This is a genomic window from Delftia sp. DLF01, from assembly GCF_014852125.1.
In the GTDB taxonomy this organism is placed as follows: domain Bacteria; phylum Pseudomonadota; class Gammaproteobacteria; order Burkholderiales; family Burkholderiaceae_C; genus Comamonas; species Comamonas acidovorans.
This window is the reverse complement of the sequence record NZ_JACVAZ010000006.1, coordinates 74,107-93,086: the sequence shown is the minus strand read 5'-3', so window position 1 is coordinate 93,086 and position 18,980 is coordinate 74,107. Positions and strand designations below refer to the sequence as shown.

Annotated in this window: 17 protein-coding genes; 7 read left to right on the top strand and 10 right to left on the bottom strand. The window is 69.2% G+C overall.

Features of this window, described 5'->3' with window-relative positions; translation table 11 throughout:
• Positions 1 to 20 precede the first annotated feature (20 nt).
• Together hemB and IB269_RS26185 are read left to right on the top strand one after the other, a co-directional pair.
• Complete coding sequence (gene hemB / locus IB269_RS26190; RefSeq protein WP_013800242.1) at positions 21 to 1,028, top strand: porphobilinogen synthase; 1,008 nt, start codon at positions 21 to 23, stop codon at positions 1,026 to 1,028.
• A gap of 4 nt (positions 1,029 to 1,032) precedes the next feature.
• Complete coding sequence (locus tag IB269_RS26185; protein WP_192368714.1) at positions 1,033 to 2,235, top strand: magnesium transporter CorA family protein; 1,203 nt, start codon at positions 1,033 to 1,035, stop codon at positions 2,233 to 2,235.
• Here the strand turns inward: IB269_RS26185 and IB269_RS26180 are convergent.
• Both IB269_RS26180 and IB269_RS26175 read right to left on the bottom strand, forming a co-directional pair.
• Positions 2,232 to 4,190 carry an ATP-binding protein gene (locus IB269_RS26180; protein ID WP_192368713.1) on the bottom strand — a complete coding sequence of 653 codons (1,959 nt, stop codon included), beginning with the start codon at positions 4,188 to 4,190 and terminating at the stop codon, positions 2,232 to 2,234. The genes IB269_RS26185 and IB269_RS26180 overlap by 4 nt on opposite strands.
• 19 nt (positions 4,191 to 4,209) lie before the next feature.
• Positions 4,210 to 4,947: a response regulator transcription factor gene (locus IB269_RS26175; protein ID WP_192368712.1), complete on the bottom strand. Its 738-nt coding sequence runs from the start codon at positions 4,945 to 4,947 to the stop codon at positions 4,210 to 4,212.
• 228 nt (positions 4,948 to 5,175) lie between these two features.
• On the opposite strand from IB269_RS26175, the gene IB269_RS29210 reads away from it, so the two are divergent.
• The 3 genes from IB269_RS29210 to IB269_RS26160 all read left to right on the top strand — a co-directional run bounded on the left by IB269_RS29210 (position 5,176) and on the right by IB269_RS26160 (position 9,118).
• Positions 5,176 to 7,797 (top strand): choice-of-anchor Q domain-containing protein, encoded by a 2,622-nt coding sequence (locus IB269_RS29210; RefSeq protein WP_192368711.1) that lies wholly within the window; start codon positions 5,176 to 5,178, stop codon positions 7,795 to 7,797.
• On the top strand, positions 7,794 to 8,438 hold the full coding sequence (locus IB269_RS26165; RefSeq protein ID WP_192368710.1) for a molybdopterin-dependent oxidoreductase: 645 nt from the start codon (positions 7,794 to 7,796) through the stop codon (positions 8,436 to 8,438). Before IB269_RS29210 ends, IB269_RS26165 begins: the two co-directional genes overlap by 4 nt.
• Positions 8,439 to 8,800: 362 nt before the next feature.
• The gene (locus tag IB269_RS26160) at positions 8,801 to 9,118 is read left to right on the top strand and encodes a hypothetical protein (protein ID WP_192368709.1); all 318 of its coding nucleotides are present in this window, start codon (positions 8,801 to 8,803) and stop codon (positions 9,116 to 9,118) included.
• Here IB269_RS26160 and IB269_RS26155 read toward each other — a convergent pair whose 3' ends face one another.
• Positions 9,119 to 9,811 carry a dienelactone hydrolase family protein gene (locus IB269_RS26155; RefSeq protein ID WP_192368708.1) on the bottom strand — a complete coding sequence of 231 codons (693 nt, stop codon included), beginning with the start codon at positions 9,809 to 9,811 and terminating at the stop codon, positions 9,119 to 9,121.
• Between the two features lie 189 nt (positions 9,812 to 10,000).
• Between IB269_RS26155 and IB269_RS26150 the strand changes: the two genes are divergently transcribed.
• Entirely contained in the window at positions 10,001 to 10,648 is a 648-nt protein-coding gene (locus IB269_RS26150) for a MarC family protein (protein ID WP_012202311.1), read from the top strand.
• Positions 10,649 to 10,701: 53 nt separating this feature from the next.
• Here the strand turns inward: IB269_RS26150 and IB269_RS26145 are convergent, their stop codons facing one another.
• The 7 genes from IB269_RS26145 to IB269_RS26115 form a co-directional block, all read right to left on the bottom strand.
• Positions 10,702 to 11,202 carry a hemerythrin domain-containing protein gene (locus IB269_RS26145; protein WP_192368707.1) on the bottom strand — a complete coding sequence of 167 codons (501 nt, stop codon included), beginning with the start codon at positions 11,200 to 11,202 and terminating at the stop codon, positions 10,702 to 10,704.
• Positions 11,203 to 11,470: 268 nt separating this feature from the next.
• Complete coding sequence (locus IB269_RS26140; RefSeq protein ID WP_013800231.1) at positions 11,471 to 12,058, bottom strand: hypothetical protein; 588 nt, start codon at positions 12,056 to 12,058, stop codon at positions 11,471 to 11,473.
• Between the two features lie 144 nt (positions 12,059 to 12,202).
• Positions 12,203 to 12,421, bottom strand: coding sequence for a CsbD family protein (locus tag IB269_RS26135; protein WP_012202308.1), 219 nt, complete (start codon positions 12,419 to 12,421; stop codon positions 12,203 to 12,205).
• 657 nt (positions 12,422 to 13,078) lie between these two features.
• On the bottom strand, positions 13,079 to 13,747 hold the full coding sequence (locus IB269_RS26130) for an ABC-type transport auxiliary lipoprotein family protein (protein WP_192368706.1): 669 nt from the start codon (positions 13,745 to 13,747) through the stop codon (positions 13,079 to 13,081).
• 13 nt (positions 13,748 to 13,760) lie between these two features.
• The gene (locus tag IB269_RS26125) at positions 13,761 to 14,723 is read right to left on the bottom strand and encodes an MlaD family protein (RefSeq protein WP_013800229.1); all 963 of its coding nucleotides are present in this window, start codon (positions 14,721 to 14,723) and stop codon (positions 13,761 to 13,763) included.
• A 198-nt stretch (positions 14,724 to 14,921) separates the two neighbouring features.
• Positions 14,922 to 15,725 carry an ABC transporter ATP-binding protein gene (locus IB269_RS26120; RefSeq protein ID WP_012202305.1) on the bottom strand — a complete coding sequence of 268 codons (804 nt, stop codon included), beginning with the start codon at positions 15,723 to 15,725 and terminating at the stop codon, positions 14,922 to 14,924.
• Positions 15,725 to 16,855: an MlaE family ABC transporter permease gene (locus IB269_RS26115; RefSeq protein ID WP_192368705.1), complete on the bottom strand. Its 1,131-nt coding sequence runs from the start codon at positions 16,853 to 16,855 to the stop codon at positions 15,725 to 15,727. The genes IB269_RS26120 and IB269_RS26115 overlap by 1 nt, the downstream gene beginning before the upstream one ends.
• Positions 16,856 to 17,176: 321 nt before the next feature.
• Here IB269_RS26115 and IB269_RS26110 point away from each other — a divergent pair, with 321 nt between their 5' ends.
• On the top strand, positions 17,177 to 18,910 hold the full coding sequence (locus IB269_RS26110; protein ID WP_192368704.1) for a GMC family oxidoreductase: 1,734 nt from the start codon (positions 17,177 to 17,179) through the stop codon (positions 18,908 to 18,910).
• Positions 18,911 to 18,980: the final 70 nt, after the last annotated feature.

Below are 18,980 nucleotides of genomic sequence, written 5' to 3'. Positions count from 1 at the left end.
AATGGGGCACAATTTTCGGCATGCATCTGTCCAGCCCCACCCCCTTCCCGCACAACCGCCCCCGCCGCCTGCGCCGCGACGCCTTCACGCGCAATCTGGTGCGCGAGAACGTGCTCACGGCCCATGACTTCATCTACCCCGTGTTCGTGCACGAAGGCACGAACCAGCGCGAGGCCGTGCCCTCCATGCCCGGCGTGGACCGCCTGAGCCTGGACCTGCTGCTGCCCGTGGCCGAGCAGTGCGTGCAGCTGGAGATCCCGTTCCTGGCGCTGTTCCCCGCCATCGAGACCTCGCTGAAGACGCCCGACGGCAAGGAGGCTCTCAACCCCGACGGCCTGATCCCGCGCGTGGTGCGTGCGCTCAAGAAGGAATTCCCGCAACTGGGCGTGATGACCGACGTGGCCCTGGACCCCTACACCAGCCACGGCCAGGACGGCATCCTGGATGAGTCCGGCTACATCATCAACGACGAGACCGTGCAGGTCCTGGTGGGCCAGGCCCTGAACCATGCCGAGGCCGGCGTGGACATGGTGGCGCCCAGCGACATGATGGACGGCCGCATCGGCGCCATCCGCGAGGCGCTGGAGGCCCACGGCCACATCCACACCCGCATCATGGCCTACAGCGCCAAGTACGCCAGCGCCTTCTACGGCCCGTTCCGCGACGCCGTGGGCACGCGCGGCGCGCTGGGCAAGGCCGACAAGAACGTCTACCAGATGGACCCCGCCAACACCGACGAGGCCCTGCGCGAAGTCGCCCAGGACCTGGCCGAAGGCGCCGACATGGTCATGGTCAAGCCCGGCATGCCGTACCTGGACGTGGTGCGCCGCGTCAAGGACGAGTTCGGCGTGCCCACCTTCGCCTACCAGGTCAGCGGCGAGTACGCCATGCTCAAGGCCGCCGCCGCCAACGGCTGGCTGGACCATGACCAGGTGATGATGGAATCGCTGCTGGCCTTCAAGCGCGCGGGCGCCGACGGCATCCTGACCTACTTCGCCATCGACGCCGCGCGCAAGCTGCGCGGCTGAGCGCATGCAGCCGGTGCCGCCGCCCGCGGGAGCCGCTCCCGCCGCCAGGAACATGCGCATCTTCCACCTGCAGCCGGGCGGCGCCACCGAACTGGCCGCCCTGCCCGACCAGGCGCCCGCGCAGGGATTCGTCTGGATCTCCTGCACCCGCGCCACCTTGCAGGAGCGGCTGGCCGAGGTGCAGCGCACGCTGCAGCTGCTGTCGGGCCAGCAGCTGGTGGACCTGCATGTCTCGGACCTGCTCAACGCCCAGCTGCCCTCGCGCTACGACTACACCTCGCAGTACGACCTGCTGGTGTTTCGCCGCCTGGCCAGCGGGCAGGCACGTGCCGCCCCGCAGGCCGGCACGGCCTCTTCGCCTGCGGCGCAGGCGCTGCCCCCCTCACCTCCCGTGCGCCGCACAGGCCCGCCCGTGCTGCGCAACATCGACACCAGCCCCGTGGGCTTTGCCATGTTCGACCAGGTGCTGCTGTCCGTGCACCCCGACGACTGCACCGTGCGCGACGCCTATGCCGCGCGGCTGCTGGCCGCCGTACCCAATGACCCCCGCGAGGGGCGGCTGAACCCCACCTCCGGCACGCGGCTGCCTGCCAGCCCGCCCGACCTCATGCTGCGCGTGGTCAACCTCATCGTGGACGGCTTCCTGGACCTGCGCCGCGAACTGTCGCGCCAGCTGGACCATTGGCAGACCGAGCTGCTGCGCCCGCGCACGCGCTTTGCCAACTGGAGCGCCCTGCTGGACGCACGCCTGGCCCTGCACGAGCTGGACGAGGTCTGCGAAGACCAGCGCGCCGCCGTGCAGGACTGGACGGACGCGCTGGAGACATGGGCGCCGCCTGAAGATGCGGCGGCGCTGCGCGAGCTGGACCTGCTCAAGGTGCGCAGCCGCGACGTGCTGGAACACATAGAGCGCGTGGTCCACCACGTGCGGCGGCTGGAGCAAAGCACCGAGACCGTGGTGCAGATGCATTTTTCGGTGCAGAGCAACCGCACCAACGACATCATGCGCACGCTCACCGCGCTGACGGCCGTCTTCCTGCCGCTGAACCTGATTGCCGGCATCTTCGGCATGAATTTCGAATTCATTCCCCTGGTGCACAAGCAGGACGGCTTCTGGTGGGCCATGGGCTCGATGACGACGATTGCCGTGGGCCTGACCGTGTTCTTCTGGCGCAAGCGCTACATGGCGCGCACGGCGCAGGACTAGGGCCCCGCCCGCTCCAGCGGCATCCACAGCGTGAAGCGATTGCCGCCGGCCAGCGGCACCCAGTCCAGCCGCGCCTGCAGCGCCAGCGCGCGCGTGCGCATGTTCGCCAGTCCCTTGCGGCCCTCGGTGGGTGCCTGGGCGCGGTCGAAGGGGTGACCGTCGTCCTCCACCAGCACCTGCACGCCGGCCCGGCCGTCCAGGGGGGCCTGGGCCGTGCGCACCGTGATCTCGCGCGCGCCGCTGTGCTTGATGATGTTGGTCAGCACCTCCTGCAGGATGCGCAGCACATGCAGGGCGGCCTGCGCGTCCAGCCAGGGCAGCGCGGGCAGGTCGCTGACCTCCCAGTGCAGCCGCAGCCCCGCCCCCTCCAGGCGCGGCCCCAGCCGGTAGCGCAGCCCGGCCAGCAGCGCCAGCAGGTCGCAGTCCAGCGGCTCCAGCGAATCGATGGACAGCTTCAGGTCATCGATGCACTCCTGCAGCAGCTGCACCAGGTCCACCGTGCCGGCCTGGTTGAACTCCACCACGCGCAGCGCGCTCATCAGCGAAGAGCCCACACCGTCGTGCATCTCGCGCATCAGGCGCTGGCGCTCCTGCATCAGCGTCTGCTCGCGCTCCACGGCCAGCAGGCGCTCATGGGCCTGGGCCAGCTCCGCCTCCTGGGCCTTGAGCCGTTCCGCCAGATGCAGGTTGGCGTTCTCGGCCACGGCCAGCGCACCGTTGTAGCGCCGGTAGGCCACCAGCAGGAACAGCGTGAACAGCCCCAGGTACACATAGGGCGTGAGGTAGATGCTCTCTATGCTGATCAGGTAGCTCTGCAGCGCCAGGTCATGGAAGCCGATGGGAAACGACAGCAGCATCCACACCGCCAGCATGGTGCTGCCGCCATCGCGCATGCGCCAGGCGCCCGCCACGGCCATGCACAGCACCAGGATCTCCGGCGGCACCATCAGCAGCCGCAGCAGCGGCAGGATGGTCTCGTGCGCCGGCCCCCACAGCGGCACCGCCACCAGCAGCACCGTGCCCACATAGCCCTGCAGCACCCGGGCCAGCCAGGGCCGGCGCCTGCGCTGCATCAGGCACAGGAAATGGAAGGCCGCCACCGTGGCGCCCATGAGGCCGGCCAGCGTCAGCCAGGAGAACCAGCCGTCCGACAGGGTCAGCCCCTCGCCGTCCACCATGAACTGCAGCGAGCCCAGCAACTGGCACAGCGACATCAGGAAGAACAGCAGGAACACCACATCCCCGCGCCGCCGCTGCAGCGTCCACAGCGCCAGCGCGAACAGGCCCAGCACCAGGTAGGAGCCCGCCGTATAGACCACCAGATCGGCCTGGAGCAGGCTGCGCAGCCGCCAGGACAGGCGCAGCGACTCGGCCGGCCCCGCCCACAGGCTGGACAGCGCCCCGCCCACGCCCTGCTGGCTGGCCATGCGCACATGCACCTGCAGCGGCCTGCCCGGCTGCGCCAGCCCGCCCAGGTCCAGCCACACCGGCCGGTTGAAACTGTTCCACACCCGGCTGCCGCGCGTCTGCCAGGCCAGCGCCCCGTCCACATACACCGCCACCGTGCCCACCGTCTGCCAGCGCGGGATATACAGGCGCGCGCCCTGCGGCGTAGGCACCAGGGCTTCAGGCGGCACCACGGCGCGGAACCAGCGCACCTCGGGCGGCGCCGCTGCCAGGTCGCCGCTGCCCGACACGGCCCTGTCGCCCCCATAGGGCAGGTCCACATCGCTCCACGGCGTCGATGCATCCAGCACCGCGTCGTCGGCCGACGCAAGCGCCGCAGGCGGCGCCCAGTGCGGGCTGTACGACCACCACAGCTGCGCCTGGCGCAGTTGCACCGCTTCGCCTGCGGCGGGGCCACGCAGCCCGAACGCCCCCGCCAGCAGCATCGCCAGCGCCACCAGCCCCGCCGAAACCAGCAAGACCCTCCCCTGCAGCAGCGGCTGCGTCATCTGCCCACCCTGGCGGCGCTCATTGCCGCCCCTCGGCCAGCCAGCCGCGCTGCAAGGCCACATGCATCATCTGCGTGCGGCTGGACACCTGCAGCTTGCCGTAGATGCGCCGCACGAAGGTGCGCACCGTATGGCGCGACACGCCCAGCTGGCGCGCCACCTCGTCCAGCGTATGGCCGCGCGCCACCAGGCGCAGCACCTCCAGTTCGCGCGTGGACAGCGCGTGCGCGGCGGCCTGGGGCTCGGCAGGCGGCTGCAGCCCGGCCACCGCCCCGGCCCGCTGCTGGCGCAGCAACAGCTTGCGCGCCACCATGGGATTGATGGGACTGCCGCCCGCGTGCAGGCTGCGCACTTCCTCCAGCACCGCGTCGGCGGCCAGGTCCTTGAGCAGATAGCCCATGGCGCCGGCCTCGATGGCGGCCAGCACATGCTGCTCGTCGCCAAAGATGGTGCTGACCATCACCGCCGCCCCGGGATGGCGAGTGCGCACGGCAGCAATCACCTCCAGGCCGCTGCCGTCGGGCAGGCCCAGGTCCACCAGCATCACGTCCATGGCACCGGCCCCATCGGCCCGGCCGAGCTGGTGCAGGGCCTCCGCGCGGCTAGCTGCCGCCCAGCACAGGACCATGTCCTTCGCGGCATTGATCACGCCCACCAGGGCGTGGCGGCAGGCGGCGTCGTCCTCCACCACGGCCACGCGGATGACTGTGGCGCCACCCGTCGCGGCGGCAGAGTAGGGGTCTGTGTGCGTGTCCATGTGGGTGGAGTGCGTGGCGAGGGCCGCATGTTCACATGGAACAAGACCGCTGTCATGTCGCCCGGATAGGTGACATGGGCGACATGGGTGACACGGGCGGCATGGCGCCCCCGCCCCCTCTCATCGCCCATGTAGCCCGAACGGGGGACATACAGAAAGCCGGACACCCCATAGATTTGCCCTCTTCAGCACATCACCGAGATGCTGTGCCTACCGAGGGGGTCCGCCATGTCCATCATCCATCCGTCTGCTGCAGCCGACGTACCACCCATACCCACGCCGAGCCCCCGGGGCCGGACATTGCCGGGCCTGACGGTCGGGTTGGCACTGGCCCTTGCCGGCGCCGCGGCCCAGGCCGCCACACTCACCGTCACCACCGCCGGCGAGATTGCAGACACCGAGCCGCTGTCTCGTGCGCAATGCTCGCCTGCCGCAGGAGACCGCAACTGCGACACCCTGCGCGACGCCATCAACCATGCCGCCGATGGCGACACCATCGTCTTCGGCGCGGCCCTGGATGGGCAGACCATCTCGCTGACCCGCTTTACCAACTGCCTGGACACCGGGCAGGCCGCCGGCGCCACCTGCCTGCCGCTGGCCAGCTGGCCCGGCTACGTCTCGCAGTTCGGCCCCAGCGCCTTCTTCATCAGCGGCAAGCACATCACCATCGATGCCACCGCCAATGGCCTGACGCCCCAGGGCGTGAGCGTGCAGCGCCTCGGTACCGCACCCGGCTTCCGGCTGTTCGACATTGATGCGCAGGGTGGACTGGTCCTGCGCGGCCTGACCCTGGCCGGGGGGCAGGCCACAGGCGGCTCCAGCCGCTTTGGCGGCGGCGCGCTGGGTGCGGGCGGTGCCATCTTCAATCGGGGCCTGCTCACCATCGAACGCAGCACGCTCACGCGCAATCACGCACAAGGGGGGCAAGGAGGCAGGCTTTCCTTGAACTCTTTTGCAGGTGCCGGCGTGGGCGAGGATGCGACTTTGTCCCCGGGGGGACGGCCGAACGCTGGTGGCCCGGACGATGGCGGCCTGGGCGGTGGCAGTGGCAGCGCCAGCGGCAAGAACGGCGGCTTCGGTGGTGGCGGCGGCGGCTCCGGCGGTGGCGGATTTGGCGGCGGTGGTGGCCGTCGTGGCAGCGGTGGCGGCTTCGGCGCTGGCAACGGTGGCGGCGGCGCCTTCGACGCTGGCGGTGGCGCAGGCGGCATGGGAGGGGCCATTTTCAACAACGCAGGCACCTTGACGCTGAACCAGGTCACCCTGGCTGGCAACGGTGCACACGGCGGGCTGGGCAACAGCAGCGGCGGCGGCGCCGGCCTGGGTGGCGCCGTTTTCAACTACAACGGCGCGCTCACCATCCGTTTCTCCACCCTGGCCGGCAATACCGTGCAGGCCAATGGCGACGACAACCCGGCCGCGCAAGGCGGCGCCATCTACAGCCTGGGCGATTCCCAGGCCGCCTGCAGTTCGGGTGGCAACATCAGCTGCACCCGCAGCGGCGCCTCGCTGGAGATGCAGGCCAGCATTGCCCAGGGCAGCGTGTTCGAGCCGGCCACCAAACAGCCCGCTGGCAGGGACGTGGTGCTGGACCTGCGCAATGGCGGCACCAGCGATGCCAGCGGCAGCAACAATCTGCTGGGCCTGGCGCAGGCCCTGAACAATGCCGACATCAGCGCCCTGGCCTTCACCACGGGCAACCCGCAGCTCGGCCCCCTGGCCAGCCACGGCGGCCCTACCCAGACCATGTTGAACAGCACCGGCAGCCCGGCACTGGACGGGGTGGCCTGCACGGCCGCACCCGGCACGGACCAGCGCGGCGTGGTCAGGCCCCAGGGTGCGCGGTGCGACATCGGTGCCGTGGAGGCGAACGTCTTCCAGGCGGCATTGACCGTTCTGACCAGCGGCGCGGGCGGCGTATCGGCGCAGGCCTCCCCGCCTGCGGCCACGGGTGCCATACAGGACTGCGGCCGCCCAGGCGGCCTGTGCCAGGCCGGCTATGGCTACTTCGAAGGCGCTCCCACCCTGGTGACCCTGGCCGCCACCCACGACCCTGGCCATGCCTTTGCCGCCTGGGGTGGCACCTGCAGCGGCAGCACGCCCACCTGCAGCGTCACCATCGATGCAGCCAGGAGCGTGCAGGCCAGCTTCACCGCCTTCAGCGTCACGGCAAGTCTGCCCTCCGGCACCTACGGCACGGCCTACAGCCAACCGCTGGCGCCCGTGCCCGGCGGCGGCGTGGGGCCGTTCAGCTACAGCGTGAGCGGTTTGCCCGCTGGCTTCAGCCAGACCGCCGGCACGCTCTCGGCTACAGCCACGCAGGCGGCAGGCAGCTACAGCTTCACGCTGACCGCCACCGATGCCAACGGCGCCACCACCGAACCCGCAGCCGTGACCGTGGTGATCGGCCCGGCGGCCACCAGCGCCCACCTGTCGGCCTCCCCCGCTGCGCCAGGCCATGGCCAGAGCGTGACTTTAAGCGCCCAGGTCACGCTGCCTGCCGGCGCCAGCGGCACGGTGGATTTCTTGAACGGAACGCAGGTGCTGTGCGCCAGCGTTCCGGTGACCGGCGGGCAGGCCAGCTGCAGCGTGCCCCGGCTGCCACCGGGCACGGCCACGGTGCAGGCGCGCTATGTGCCCGGTGATGGCAATACCTCCGGCTCGGACAGCAACACCGTGACCGTCACGGCGACCCCCGCACCATCTGCGGCGCCCATTCCAGCGCTGGGCGCCGGGGGGATTGCGCTGCTGAGCCTGCTGACCGCAGCGGGCGCGGCGTTGTCGCGCAGGATGGGCACTTCACGGAAAATCGGCGCTGGCAGATCGCCACGCACCCCCAGGAGTTCCCCATGACCGCATCCGCAAGCCGGAGCCCGCTTTCACGCCGCAGCCTGCTGGCCGCCAGCGCAGCCACCGGCCTGGCCCTGTGCGAAAGCGCCCTGGCCGCCCCCGCCGCCCCCGGGAAAAGCACCGAAGCCGCCGTGCTCACCATCAGCGGCCCCGGCGTGCGCGGCAACCGGGGGCCGCTGGACCCGGTGGCCGACCTGCTGCTGAAAAACCATGGCCTGGCCTTCGACTCGGCCTGGACCACAGGGGCCGGTGCGCTGGAGCGCCTGCCCACGGTGGAGATCACGCCCCATATCGAATACGACGGCCAGCCCCACCGGCTGCGCGGCCCGCTGCTGGCCACCGTGCTGCAGGCGGCCGGCGTGGACAGCGCCGCCGCAGCGGCCAGGGGCCAGTGGATCACCCTGCAGGCCATCGACGGCTACCGCGCCCAGCTGCCGCTGGCGCAGGCCCTGCAATGGCGCATGCTGCTGGCCACGCACATGGACGGCCGGCGCCTGGGCCTGGGCGGCCTGGGCCCGCAATGGGCCATGTACGACGCCGACCGCATTGCGGAGCTGGCCGGCAAGCCGCTGAAGGAACGCTTTGCGCAGGCGCCCTGGGGGCTGTACCACATGGGGCTGCACGCGCAGCAGCCGCAGGGCTGACCCCAAGGCTGCGCATGGTTCCGTTTCGGCGGGGCTGTGCAGGACCTCCGCAAGGGGGTGCCGGCTCCTTTGCCCGGCCCGCCAACCTGCACAGCCCTGCCACCCGTTGGCGGCGGCAAGCTCCGCATAGCGTTGACCACATTGCAACCCGGCCTGCGGCGCGCATTTGGAGTACCATTTCGCGATCCCCTCGGGGGATACGGGCTTGGCGGCCCGGAACAACGTAGGCGCAGCAGCCGCACGCCTTTTGATGAGGCAGCGGCTTTTCATCTTCCCGGTGCTGCGCCGGGCACGGTTCCGTTTTTGGCGGGGCTGTGCGGGACCTCCGCAAGGGGGTGCCAGTTCATGCCAAAGGAGCCGCCATGCCTGACCTCGATGCGCCCAGCGGAGCACACGCCTCCCTGCCTTTCTTCTCTTCCCCGCAAGTGCCGAGGGAAGAGACCAGCCTGTACTACCCCATTTCCGAATACGAGGTCTATCGCCTCAAGGACTGCATGCACCAGATGGGCCTGGTGATCGACCTGTGCTGCATGGCCGGCCCAGACCAACAACTGAGTGACCTGGGCGGGCTGATGAGCTTCCTGACCGCGCAGCAGCGCGCGCTGCGGGGCACGCTGCAGACCGTGCAGGCGCGCAAGGCGACGCCGGGGCCGGCATGTGATCCGGACCCCGGGGACTGATCAGGCCAGGTGCTGATCGAAGAAGGCCAGCGTGCGGTCGCGCGCCTGCAGGGCGCTGGCCTCGTCGTAGGCGCTGCGCTGGTCGCAGTTGAAGCCGTGGTCGGCGTCGTACAGGTGCACCTGCACATGCTTTTGCGCCTGGGCGAAGGCCTGCACGGCGTCCACGGGAATGTGCGTATCGCGCCGGCCGAAGTGGGCGATGACGGGGCACAGCGGCTCGCGGCCCATCTCCAGCGGCGTGGTCATGCCGCCGCCGTAGTAGCAGGCCGCAGCCGACAAGCTGGGCAGGTTGCAGGCCGCGCGCCAGGCCCACAGGCCGCCCCAGCAAAAGCCCACGATGCCCACCTTGCCGCCGGGCACCAGCGTGGCGGCATGGGCGATGGCGGCCTCGATCTCGGGCAGCACGCCGGGCTGGGGCAGCGCCTCGGCGGCGGATTTCAGCGCCATGCCCTTGGCACGGTCGGCGTCGCCATAGCCCAGGTCCACACCCGGCTCCACACGCGTGAACAGCGACGGCGCCACGGCCATATAGCCGCGGGCAGCCAGGCGGTCGGCCACGGCGCGGATATGGGCGTTGACGCCGAAGATCTCCTGCAGCACCACGACGGCGCCGCGCGCGGGCACATCGGGCCGCGCCACCCAGGCCGGCGAAGCCGTGCCATCCAATGAAGTCAACTGCACAAAACTGCCCATGTCCGCGTTCCTTTCTGTCTGAGAACCTGTTGTGATTTCCCGGTGGGCGGACGCGCCCCGCAATGCTGTAATGGCGGCGGGCCGGCCCGTGCGGCAATTCTTTCACAGGAGACATTCGATGGAACGAAAAGTCGTGCGTACCGGCAAGCGCCGGGCACAGGTGGGCGGCGGCAACCTACAGGGAATGCGATGGACCTCAAACCGCTGATCACGCTGGTGGCCATCATCAACCCGCTGGCCATCGTCCCCTTCTTCATCCACTACACCGAGGGATTCAGCGCCCAGCAGCGCCAGCAGACCATTCGCACGGCGGCGCTGGCCTCGTTCTGCGTGATCGCGGCCTGCGCCATCATCGGGCTGCAGGTGCTGGACTTCTTCAACATCTCGCTGCAGAGCTTTCAGGTGGGCGGCGGCCTGCTGCTGCTGATCAGCGCCATGAACATGCTCAACGCCCGCCCGGCCGAGGAACGGCCCAACGCGCCCACGCTGGTCGCTGGCGCGGAAAAGGCTGCCATGGGCAACAGCATTGCCGTGGTGCCGCTGACGATTCCGCTGCTGACGGGGCCGGCCTCCATGTCCACCGTGGTGATCTACGCCGACCAGGCACGCACCATCTGGCAGCACCTGGCCCTGGTGGGCTATGGCGTGGTGGTGGCGCTGGTGGTGATGGTCTGCTTTTCGCTGGCCGACCCGATCGCCCGCGTGCTGGGCAAGACCGGCATCAACGTGATGACGCGGCTCATGGGCCTGATCCTCGCGGCCCTGGCCGTGGAGGTGATGGCGGGCGGGCTGGTGAAGATCTTCCCCATCCTGGCATCGCCCGCGATCGTGCCCTGATCGGGCTGGCTGACTGGTGGCCTTACTGCCGGTTCAGATCGGTTCAGGCCGGATCAGGCCGGCACGGCCCGCGCGCGGTCGGCGCTGCCGTCGCAGGCACCGCCGCAGCCCGTGATGGGCTGCTCGGGCAAGGCCTCAGGGTGCGCCAGGGAGCCCGTGGCGGGATCGAAGCCCGCACTGCGCAGATGCAGGGCCAGCGCCGCATCCATGGTCTGCGCATGGTGCACGAACCAGGCCGCCAGCTCGCCCGCCATGCTGCGGATCACGGCCAGATCACCGTCCGCCGCCTTGCTCGCCCCCTCGCGCATCACCTGCAGCACCACCTTGTGCTGCAGGCTGTGGCAGTTGGTGCTGGTGAACCGCGTGGACTGCATCCAGCGGTCTTCCTGGTCGAAATGCACCTGCGTATGCGCGATCAACTCATCCCAGCGCGCGCACAACTGCGCATCATCGGCCGCCTCCACCTCGGCCAGCAGCAGGACGAACTCCTGATGCACCTCGTCCATGGCCGGCAACTCCAATGCCAGCGCTCCGCTCCATTCCAGCACGGCCATATGCTTCTCCTGCCTTCATCGTGAAAGCCTGCAGCTTAGGAACAGCACCGCCCAACCCGTTTGACCCACATCAGCCAACCCGAAAACAGCAAAGCCCCGCGAACGGGGCTTGGTCAAGGCGGATAAAACTGGCGCGGCCAAAAGGCCAGGGGCACCGAGCAAGAGCCGCCTCGCGGCGAAGGTGCCGTCCCCCTCCCTTGCGAAGCAAGTAGAGAGGCGCCGTGCCACGGGGGGAAGGCGCGCAGCGCCTCAGGGGGTGCCTACCAACTTACTGTCCAAACTTCCGCTTGGCATCAGCCACGCAGGTGTCCTTGGCAGCGCCGCTCATGGTGTCGCAACGGGCCTTGGCAGCCTTGTAGTCGGCTTCGCGGGTTTCCTCGGCAGCGTCCTTGCGGGTTTCGGCCACGTTGGCAGCCTTGGCTGCGGAGTTGGAAGCGGGCTCGGCCTGGGCCTTGTTCACCTTGGCGGCTTCCACGGCGTGCACGTGGGCGGCCTTGGCATCCTTCACGCAGACATCCTTGGCGTCGCCCTTGAGGTCATCGCACTTTTCCTTGGCGATGTCGTAGTCCGCATCAGCCTTGGCCTTGAGTGCCTTTTCGCTGTTCTTGGGCGAAGGATTGCGGCGCGATTCCAGTTCGGCCTTGGCCACGTTTTCCTGGCCCTTGGCCTGCTTCTCGCAGACGTCCTTGGCGTTGTCCTTGAGCGGCTTGCACTGTTCCTTGGCGGCCTTGTAATCGGCCTCGATCTGGTTCTTGGCGGCCGTGTGCTCCGCATTGGTCATGGCCATGGCGCCGGAGGCCATCAGGCCCAGGGCGACAGCGGAAAGCATATGGCGAAAGCGTTGCGGTGTTTGCATGATGGAACTCCTTGTATTTGTACTGAAGCGGCCCTTGTTGCCTGCGGCGGCGGGCCATTGGTGCGTGCCCTCAGGCACGCTGGCTGTCGAGGAGCGGATGGCGGCGCCGGCCAGGGCGTCCAGCCCATCCGCAGTCCACCCTCGTCAGTCTTCGAAGCGGAAGTCGGGGTTGCGCTTTTGCCAGTCGGTCAGCTGCTTTTCGGCAGCGTCGCGGGCCAGGCCCTGGCGCTCCTGCAGCTTGCCCAGGAATTGCTCGCGCTTGCCGGCGATCACATCCAGATCGTCATCGGTGAGCTTGCCCCATTGCTCACGGATCTTGCCGGTGAATTGCTTCCAGTTGCCCTTGATGCGGTCTTCATTCATGGCTTGGTCCTTTCAGTGATGTTGAAGTAGCGCTGTGCAATCAGGCCTTGTTTTTTCAAAGCCGCGATCTGCATCAGCGACGGTTCCACTGTAAAAAACCTGGGGGCTGCGCGTCGTAGTCTGGACCTAGTGTTGACGGTCGTCCCAGGGGCAGCCGAGACGGTGGGATCGGGACTACAGCCCCTGACGGACGCGCGGGAAGCGCTGGGTCAGGCGCGGCCCGCTCCTGCCCCGAATACCCGGCCTTTTCCCCGTATGTCCGCGCCTGCGTCGTGGCGGTTGCGGGGTTGCAGTCCTGCCGAAGGACAGGACTGCTTCGTCAACTGACTCGCCGTGATTGTTTGAACGTAGCGCGCAGCGCGAAGAGAGTTTCACGGCGAACCCCGCAGCCGCCACGGCGCAGGTTGCCCCGCAGCGAAGCGAAGGGGTCGCGGACATTCGGGTCGCCTTCTTTGATCTGACCTTTCTTGGCGAATCAAGAAAGGGCAGTCGGCTGCCGGGCCGAGACCCGGCCTCGAAAAGCAACCACCCGGCAGGGGCGAAAAAGCCCCACTTGCTTGCAGAGCCAATTGCCGAGAACAAAAAAACGGCCAGCGGATGCAATGCCCCCACCAGCCGTTCTCAAGAGAATGGATGGGCTGGAAATCCAGCCGCCGCTCAGTGCCCCTGCTGCCCCAGCCACGCATCGATCTGCGCAATGGCGGCATCGGCCGCCGTCGCGAGCGCCTTCGCGCCGCCTGCGGCATCGCCAGAGGCGGCAGGACTGCGCACCTCGAACAGCTTCTGACCCAGCAGGCGGTCCACGGCACCGCTTTGCTCGACCAGGGTGGCGCGCAGGCGCACGACGCCGGCACTGGAGCCGGGCGCGTCAAAGACCTGGCTGAACTCTTCGATGTCCACGCGCAGCAGCGTGGGCACGGCACCCTGCAGGCGCGGCTGGGCCACGCTTTCGCTGCTGGCAAGCACGGGGCGCTGCACGCCCAGCTGGCTGCGCAGGCGCTGCTGCAGCAGCAGGGCCGGAGGCTGGCTCCAGCGCGCCAGCTGGTAGGGGCGCAGTTCCTGGCCGTTGGCATAGGCCAGGCGGTAGAACATGGCCGTGCTGCCGTCGGACAGGGCGGGAGCCTCCACATCGGCCAGCGCCAGCGGCGTGCGTGCCTGCGGGGCTGCAGATGTGGCGGCCTGCGCGGGCGCGGACAGCGGCGCCAGGCCGAAGTCATAGCGCGCGGGCTGGGCGGGGGGCTGCGGCAGGGCCGAGCAGCCGGCCAGCAGGATCAGGGCGGCGGCCAGTCCAGCGCTGGCCACGGCGGTCTTGCGAAATGGGGACATGCGGGTTCCTCGGTCAGGGCTGGGTGGCTGCGGACGGGGCGACGAAGCCGGGCTCGCCCGGCCCCGGACGGGCCTGGCCCGGCCCGTAGATCACGGCCTGCGGGTTGTCGCTGAAGCGGCTGGCCGCCGTGCCCATCTGGCGCGCGGCGCGCGAGACATCATCGGCCGCGCGGTTGGCGTGCGGCACCGTGCTGCGGCCCAGCGAATCGGCCATGCGGGTCAGTGCGCGCGTGCTCTGGGCGATCTGCTCCAGCGGCCCGTCCTGCGCGTTCACGCGGCGCACGGTCTGCTGCAGTTCGGAGGCCACGGCAGAGGCGCCGTTGCTGGCCTTCTCCAGCGACTGCAGGGTGTTGTGGGCGTCGGCGGCGAGCTGCGGCACCTGGGTGGACAGCGTGCGGTCCAGGTTCTGCGTGAGCTGCTGCACGCCTGCGGCAGCGGCTGCAATGTTCTCCAGCGCCTGGCTCACGCGCTTTTGGTTGTCGGTGTCCAGCATGTCGCTGAGGCGGCGCGAGATCTCATCGGCGCGCTCCAGCAGCACCTGCCCCTGGTCGGCCAGCATGCTCAGCGGCGACGAGCGCAGCGGCAGGCGCGGCAGGCCGCTGGGGCCGGGCGGCAGCTGGGGCTGGGGCTGGTCCGCATCATCGAGCTGCACATGGGCCAGGCCCGTGACGCCCTGGTAGCCCAGCACGGCGAACGTGGTGGGCGTGATGGGCGTGTTCACGCCGATGGCGATGCGGATCAGCACATTGCCATTGGTCTGCGGATCGAACCCGATCCGCGTGACCTTGCCCACCGCCACGCCCTTGTAGCGCACGGCAGCCTGGGCCTGCAGCCCGCTGATGCCGTCCTTGGTGGACAGCTCGTACTCGTTGTACTGCCGCGTATCACGCGTCAGCCAGATCGCCAGCCCCGCCAGCAGGGCCGCCACGACCAGCACGAAAATGCCGGCCGCCATGGCATGTGATTTGTTTTCCATATCAATGGTCCATAACGTTGAGCCCAGCAAAACAAGGCATGGGGCCACAGCCCCAAGGGCCAGCACTCAGAGCGCGGCCTTCAAAACCGGCGCGCCCCAAGGCAAGGGACACCGAGCAAGGGCCGCCCCGCCGCGAGGGTGTCGTCCCCCCCCGCAAAGCGAGAGGGGGGAAGGCGCGAAGCGACTCAGGGGGGCTTCTCATACCGTGCTCATCGCGCGCCTGCCGCGCTCGCCCTGGAAGAAATGCTCGATGAACGGATGCTTGAACTCGGCCACCTCGCGCGGCGGGCCGCTGACCAGCACCTTCTTCTCGGCCAGCACGGCCACGCGCGAGGACAGGGCGAACAGCGTGTCCAGGTCGTGCGTGACCATGATGACGGTCAGGCCCAGCTCGGCACGCAGCTCGCGCAGCAGTTCGCAGAATTCGTCGGAGCTGGTGGGGTCCAGGCCGGCCGTGGGCTCGTCCAGCAGCAGCAGGGGCGGGTCCATGATCAGCGCCCGCGCCAGCGCCACGCGCTTGATCATGCCGCCCGAAAGATCGGCCGGCATGCGCGAGGCATGCTCGGGCTTGAGGCCCACCATCTGCAGCTTGACCAGGGCCGCGTCGCGCACCAGATCGTCGGGCAGCGTACCCTGCTCGCGCAGCGCGAAGGCCACGTTGTCCAGCACGCTGAAGGCCGAGTACAGCGCCCCATGCTGGAACAGCATGCCCACGCGGCTGGCGGCGCCCTCGCGGCCCATTTCGCTGGCCGGGCGGCCCAGCACTTCGACACGGCCCTTGGTGGGCTCCAGCAGCCCCAGCATCTGGCGCAGCAGCACGGTCTTGCCCGTGCCCGAGCCGCCGACGATGGACAGCATCTCGCCGCGCTGCACATCCAGGTCCAGGTCCTGGTGCACGGCAAAGGCGTTCTCGCCTTCGCCGAACACGCTCCACAGCCCGGCGATGCGCACGATGGGCTCGTCGGCTGCGGGCGTGGAGGAGGTTTCGGTGTCCATGGCCATCAGATGCCTACGTCCTTGAACAAGATGGCGAAGATCGCATCCACCACGATGACCATGGTGATGGCCGTCACCACCGAGGCCGTCGTGCCCTTGCCCAGGCTCTGCGTATTGGGCTCCACGCGCAGGCCCCAGTGGCAGCCGATCAGGGCGATGAGGGCGCCGAAGACCACGGATTTGCCCATGGCGATCCAGAGGTTGCCGATCTTCACGGCGGCAGGCAGGGCCTCGGCAAAGTAGGCACCCGTGACGCCCATGGTGAGATCGGCCGCGAGCATGCCGCCGGCCAACGCCGCCAGCGTGGTCCACAGCGAGACCAGGGGCATGGCGATGGCCAGCGCCAGCGCACGCGGCAGCACCAGGCGAAAGCCGTGCGGTATGCCCATGACCTGCATGGCATCCAATTCCTCGGTCACGCGCATGACGCCGATCTGGGCGGTGATGGCCGAGCCCGTGCGGCCCGCCACCAAAATGGCCGCCAGCAGCGGACCCAGCTCGCGGATCAGCGAGATGCCCAGGATGTTGACGATGAAGGATTCAGCCCCGAACTGGCGCAGCTGCAGCGCCATCAGGTAGGCCAGCACCACGCCGATCAGAAAGCCCACCAGAGCCGTGATGGGCAGGGCCGTGGCGCCCATGGAGTAAAGATGGCCGGAGATGTCGCGCCAGGGGCCCCGGTGCGGCGCACGCGCAAAGCGCAGCAGGTCGATCAGCAACTGGCCGATGAGCCGCGTCATCTGCGCGAAATGGCCGCAGGCGTTGATCACCAGGCAGCCCAGGCTGTCGATGCGCTCCAGCAGGTTCAGGCGCGGGGGCGGCGGCGCAGGCTCCTTGGAGAAACGGCCCACGCGTTCGAGCATGGCGCGCTGCGCATCGCTGGCCGCAAGACGCGCGGGCAGGCGACGGCCCCAGTGGTTCCACAGCAGCTGCGCGCCCACGTGGTCTAGCCAGTCCAGCCCTTCGAGGTTCCAGCCCAGGTCATCGCCCTTGGCATCGGCCAGCTGCGCACGCAGCCTGCGCCATTGCGCCCGCCGGCCCAGCTCGGCCGCGCCCCAGGAGCCGGTCAGCAACGCCCACTGGCCGTCGTTGTCGCGGCGCAGGCTGCATTGGGGGGGATTGTTGAGGGCAGACAAGTGCGGAAAGTCCTTGGGGGTTGCGAAGGCGGGGCGCGCAGTCAGGGCCGGGCGGCATTGCAGCCAAGACCGCAGGATAACCGAGCGGCACGGGCCGCAGATTGCCTGGCGGCGCCGTGCGCACGACAGCTTTGCCCTACGCGTGCAATTTTTATCAAAAAACCAGCGCGACAGCCATGACTGCTGCATGCGATGCTGCAAAAAAAGGAGTCCAGCGCGCTTTCCCTCTCGACAGTGCGCATGCCGTCCGCACAATGGGCCGAAGCACCAACCCCGGCTCCCAAGGACGTTCCGGCCCGCAGCGGACGCCCGCCCATCTCCATGAGCAACACCACCTTCGACTACATCGTCATCGGCGCCGGCACGGCGGGCGCCCTCCTGGCCAATCGGCTTTCGCGCGATGGCCGCAGCCGCGTGCTGCTGATCGAGGCGGGCGCCAAGGACGACTACCACTGGATCCACATCCCCGTGGGCTACCTGTACTGCATCGGCAATCCGCGCACCGACTGGCTCTACCAGACCGAGCCCGACGCAGGGCTCAACGGCCGCAGCCTGCGCTATCCGCGCGGCAAGACGCTGGGCGGCTGCTCCAGCATCAACGGCATGATCTACATGCGCGGCCAGGCCCGCGACTACGACGGCTGGGCCGAGCTGACCGGGGACGACGCCTGGCGCTGGGACCAGGTGCTGCCGGCCTTCCGCCAGCATGAAAGCCATTGGCGGCTTGATGCCGGCGGCAATGCCGATGCGGGCTTTCGTGCCCTGCACGGCGGCACGGGCACAGGCGGCAGCGCTGAATGGCGCGTGGAGCGGCAGCGCCTGCGCTGGGACATCCTGGACGCCTTTGCCGAAGCCGCGCAGCAGGCCGGCATTCCGGCCACCGAGGACTTCAACGGCGGCAGCAACGAGGGGGTGGGCTACTTCGAGGTCAACCAAAAGGGCGGCCTGCGCTGGAACACCGCCAAGGCCTTCCTGCGGCCCACCTGCTATGGCCGCCCCAATTTCGAGCTGTGGACCCATGCCCAGGTCAGCCAGCTGCTGTTCGAACAGCTGCCCGCCGGCGGCCTGCGCTGCAGCGGCGCCCAGGTCTGGACCGGCTCGGAAATGGTCAACGTGCAGGCAAGCCAGGAGGTGCTGCTGTGCGCGGGCGCCGTCAACTCCCCGCAGATCCTGCAGCTGTCGGGCATCGGCCCGGGCGCGCTGCTGCAGAACCACGGCATTGCCGTGCGCCACGACCTGCCCGGCGTGGGCGAGAACCTGCAGGACCATCTGCAGATCCGCTCGGTCTACAAGATCAAGGGCGCGCGCACGCTGAACACCATGGCCAATTCGCTGTGGGGCAAGGCCGGCATCGGCCTGGAATACCTGCTGCGCCGCAGCGGGCCGATGAGCATGGCGCCCTCCCAGCTGGGGGCCTTCACGCGCAGCAGCCCGCAGCAGGCGCACCCCAATATTCAGTACCACGTGCAGCCGCTGTCGCTGGACGCCTTCGGTGAGCCGCTGCACGGTTTTCCGGCCTTCACGGCCAGCGTCTGCAACCTCAATCCGACGAGCCGGGGCACGGTGCGCATCCACAGCGGGGACTTCCGCCAGGCGCCTGCCATTGCGCCGCACTACCTGTCCACACCCGAGGACCGGCAAGTGGCCGCCGACAGCCTGCGCGTGACGCGCCGCATCGTCGGCCAGAGCGCACTGGCGCGCTTCGCCCCCGAGGAATGGAAGCCCGGCGTGCAGTACCAGAGCGACGAGGATCTGGCGCGCCTGGCCGGCGACATCGCCACCACCATCTTCCACCCCGTGGGCACGACGAAGATGGGCCGCGCCGACGACCCCATGGCCGTGCTGGACAGCCGCCTGCGCGTGCGCGGCGTACAGGGCCTGCGCGTGATCGATGCAGGCGCCATGCCGCGCATCACCAGCGGCAACACCAACAGCCCGACGCTGATGATGGCGGAGAAGGCCGCCGGCTGGATTCTTGCGGACCGGCAGGGACAGGCAGGGATAACGACAGCGACGGCGGCACCAGCCGACGCAGCGGTGGCGATGGCCGCCTGAGGGGCGCCAAGCCCGGGCGAACCAGGGTTGTTGTGGGCAGAAACGGATCGATGGGGGAACGAATGGTCGC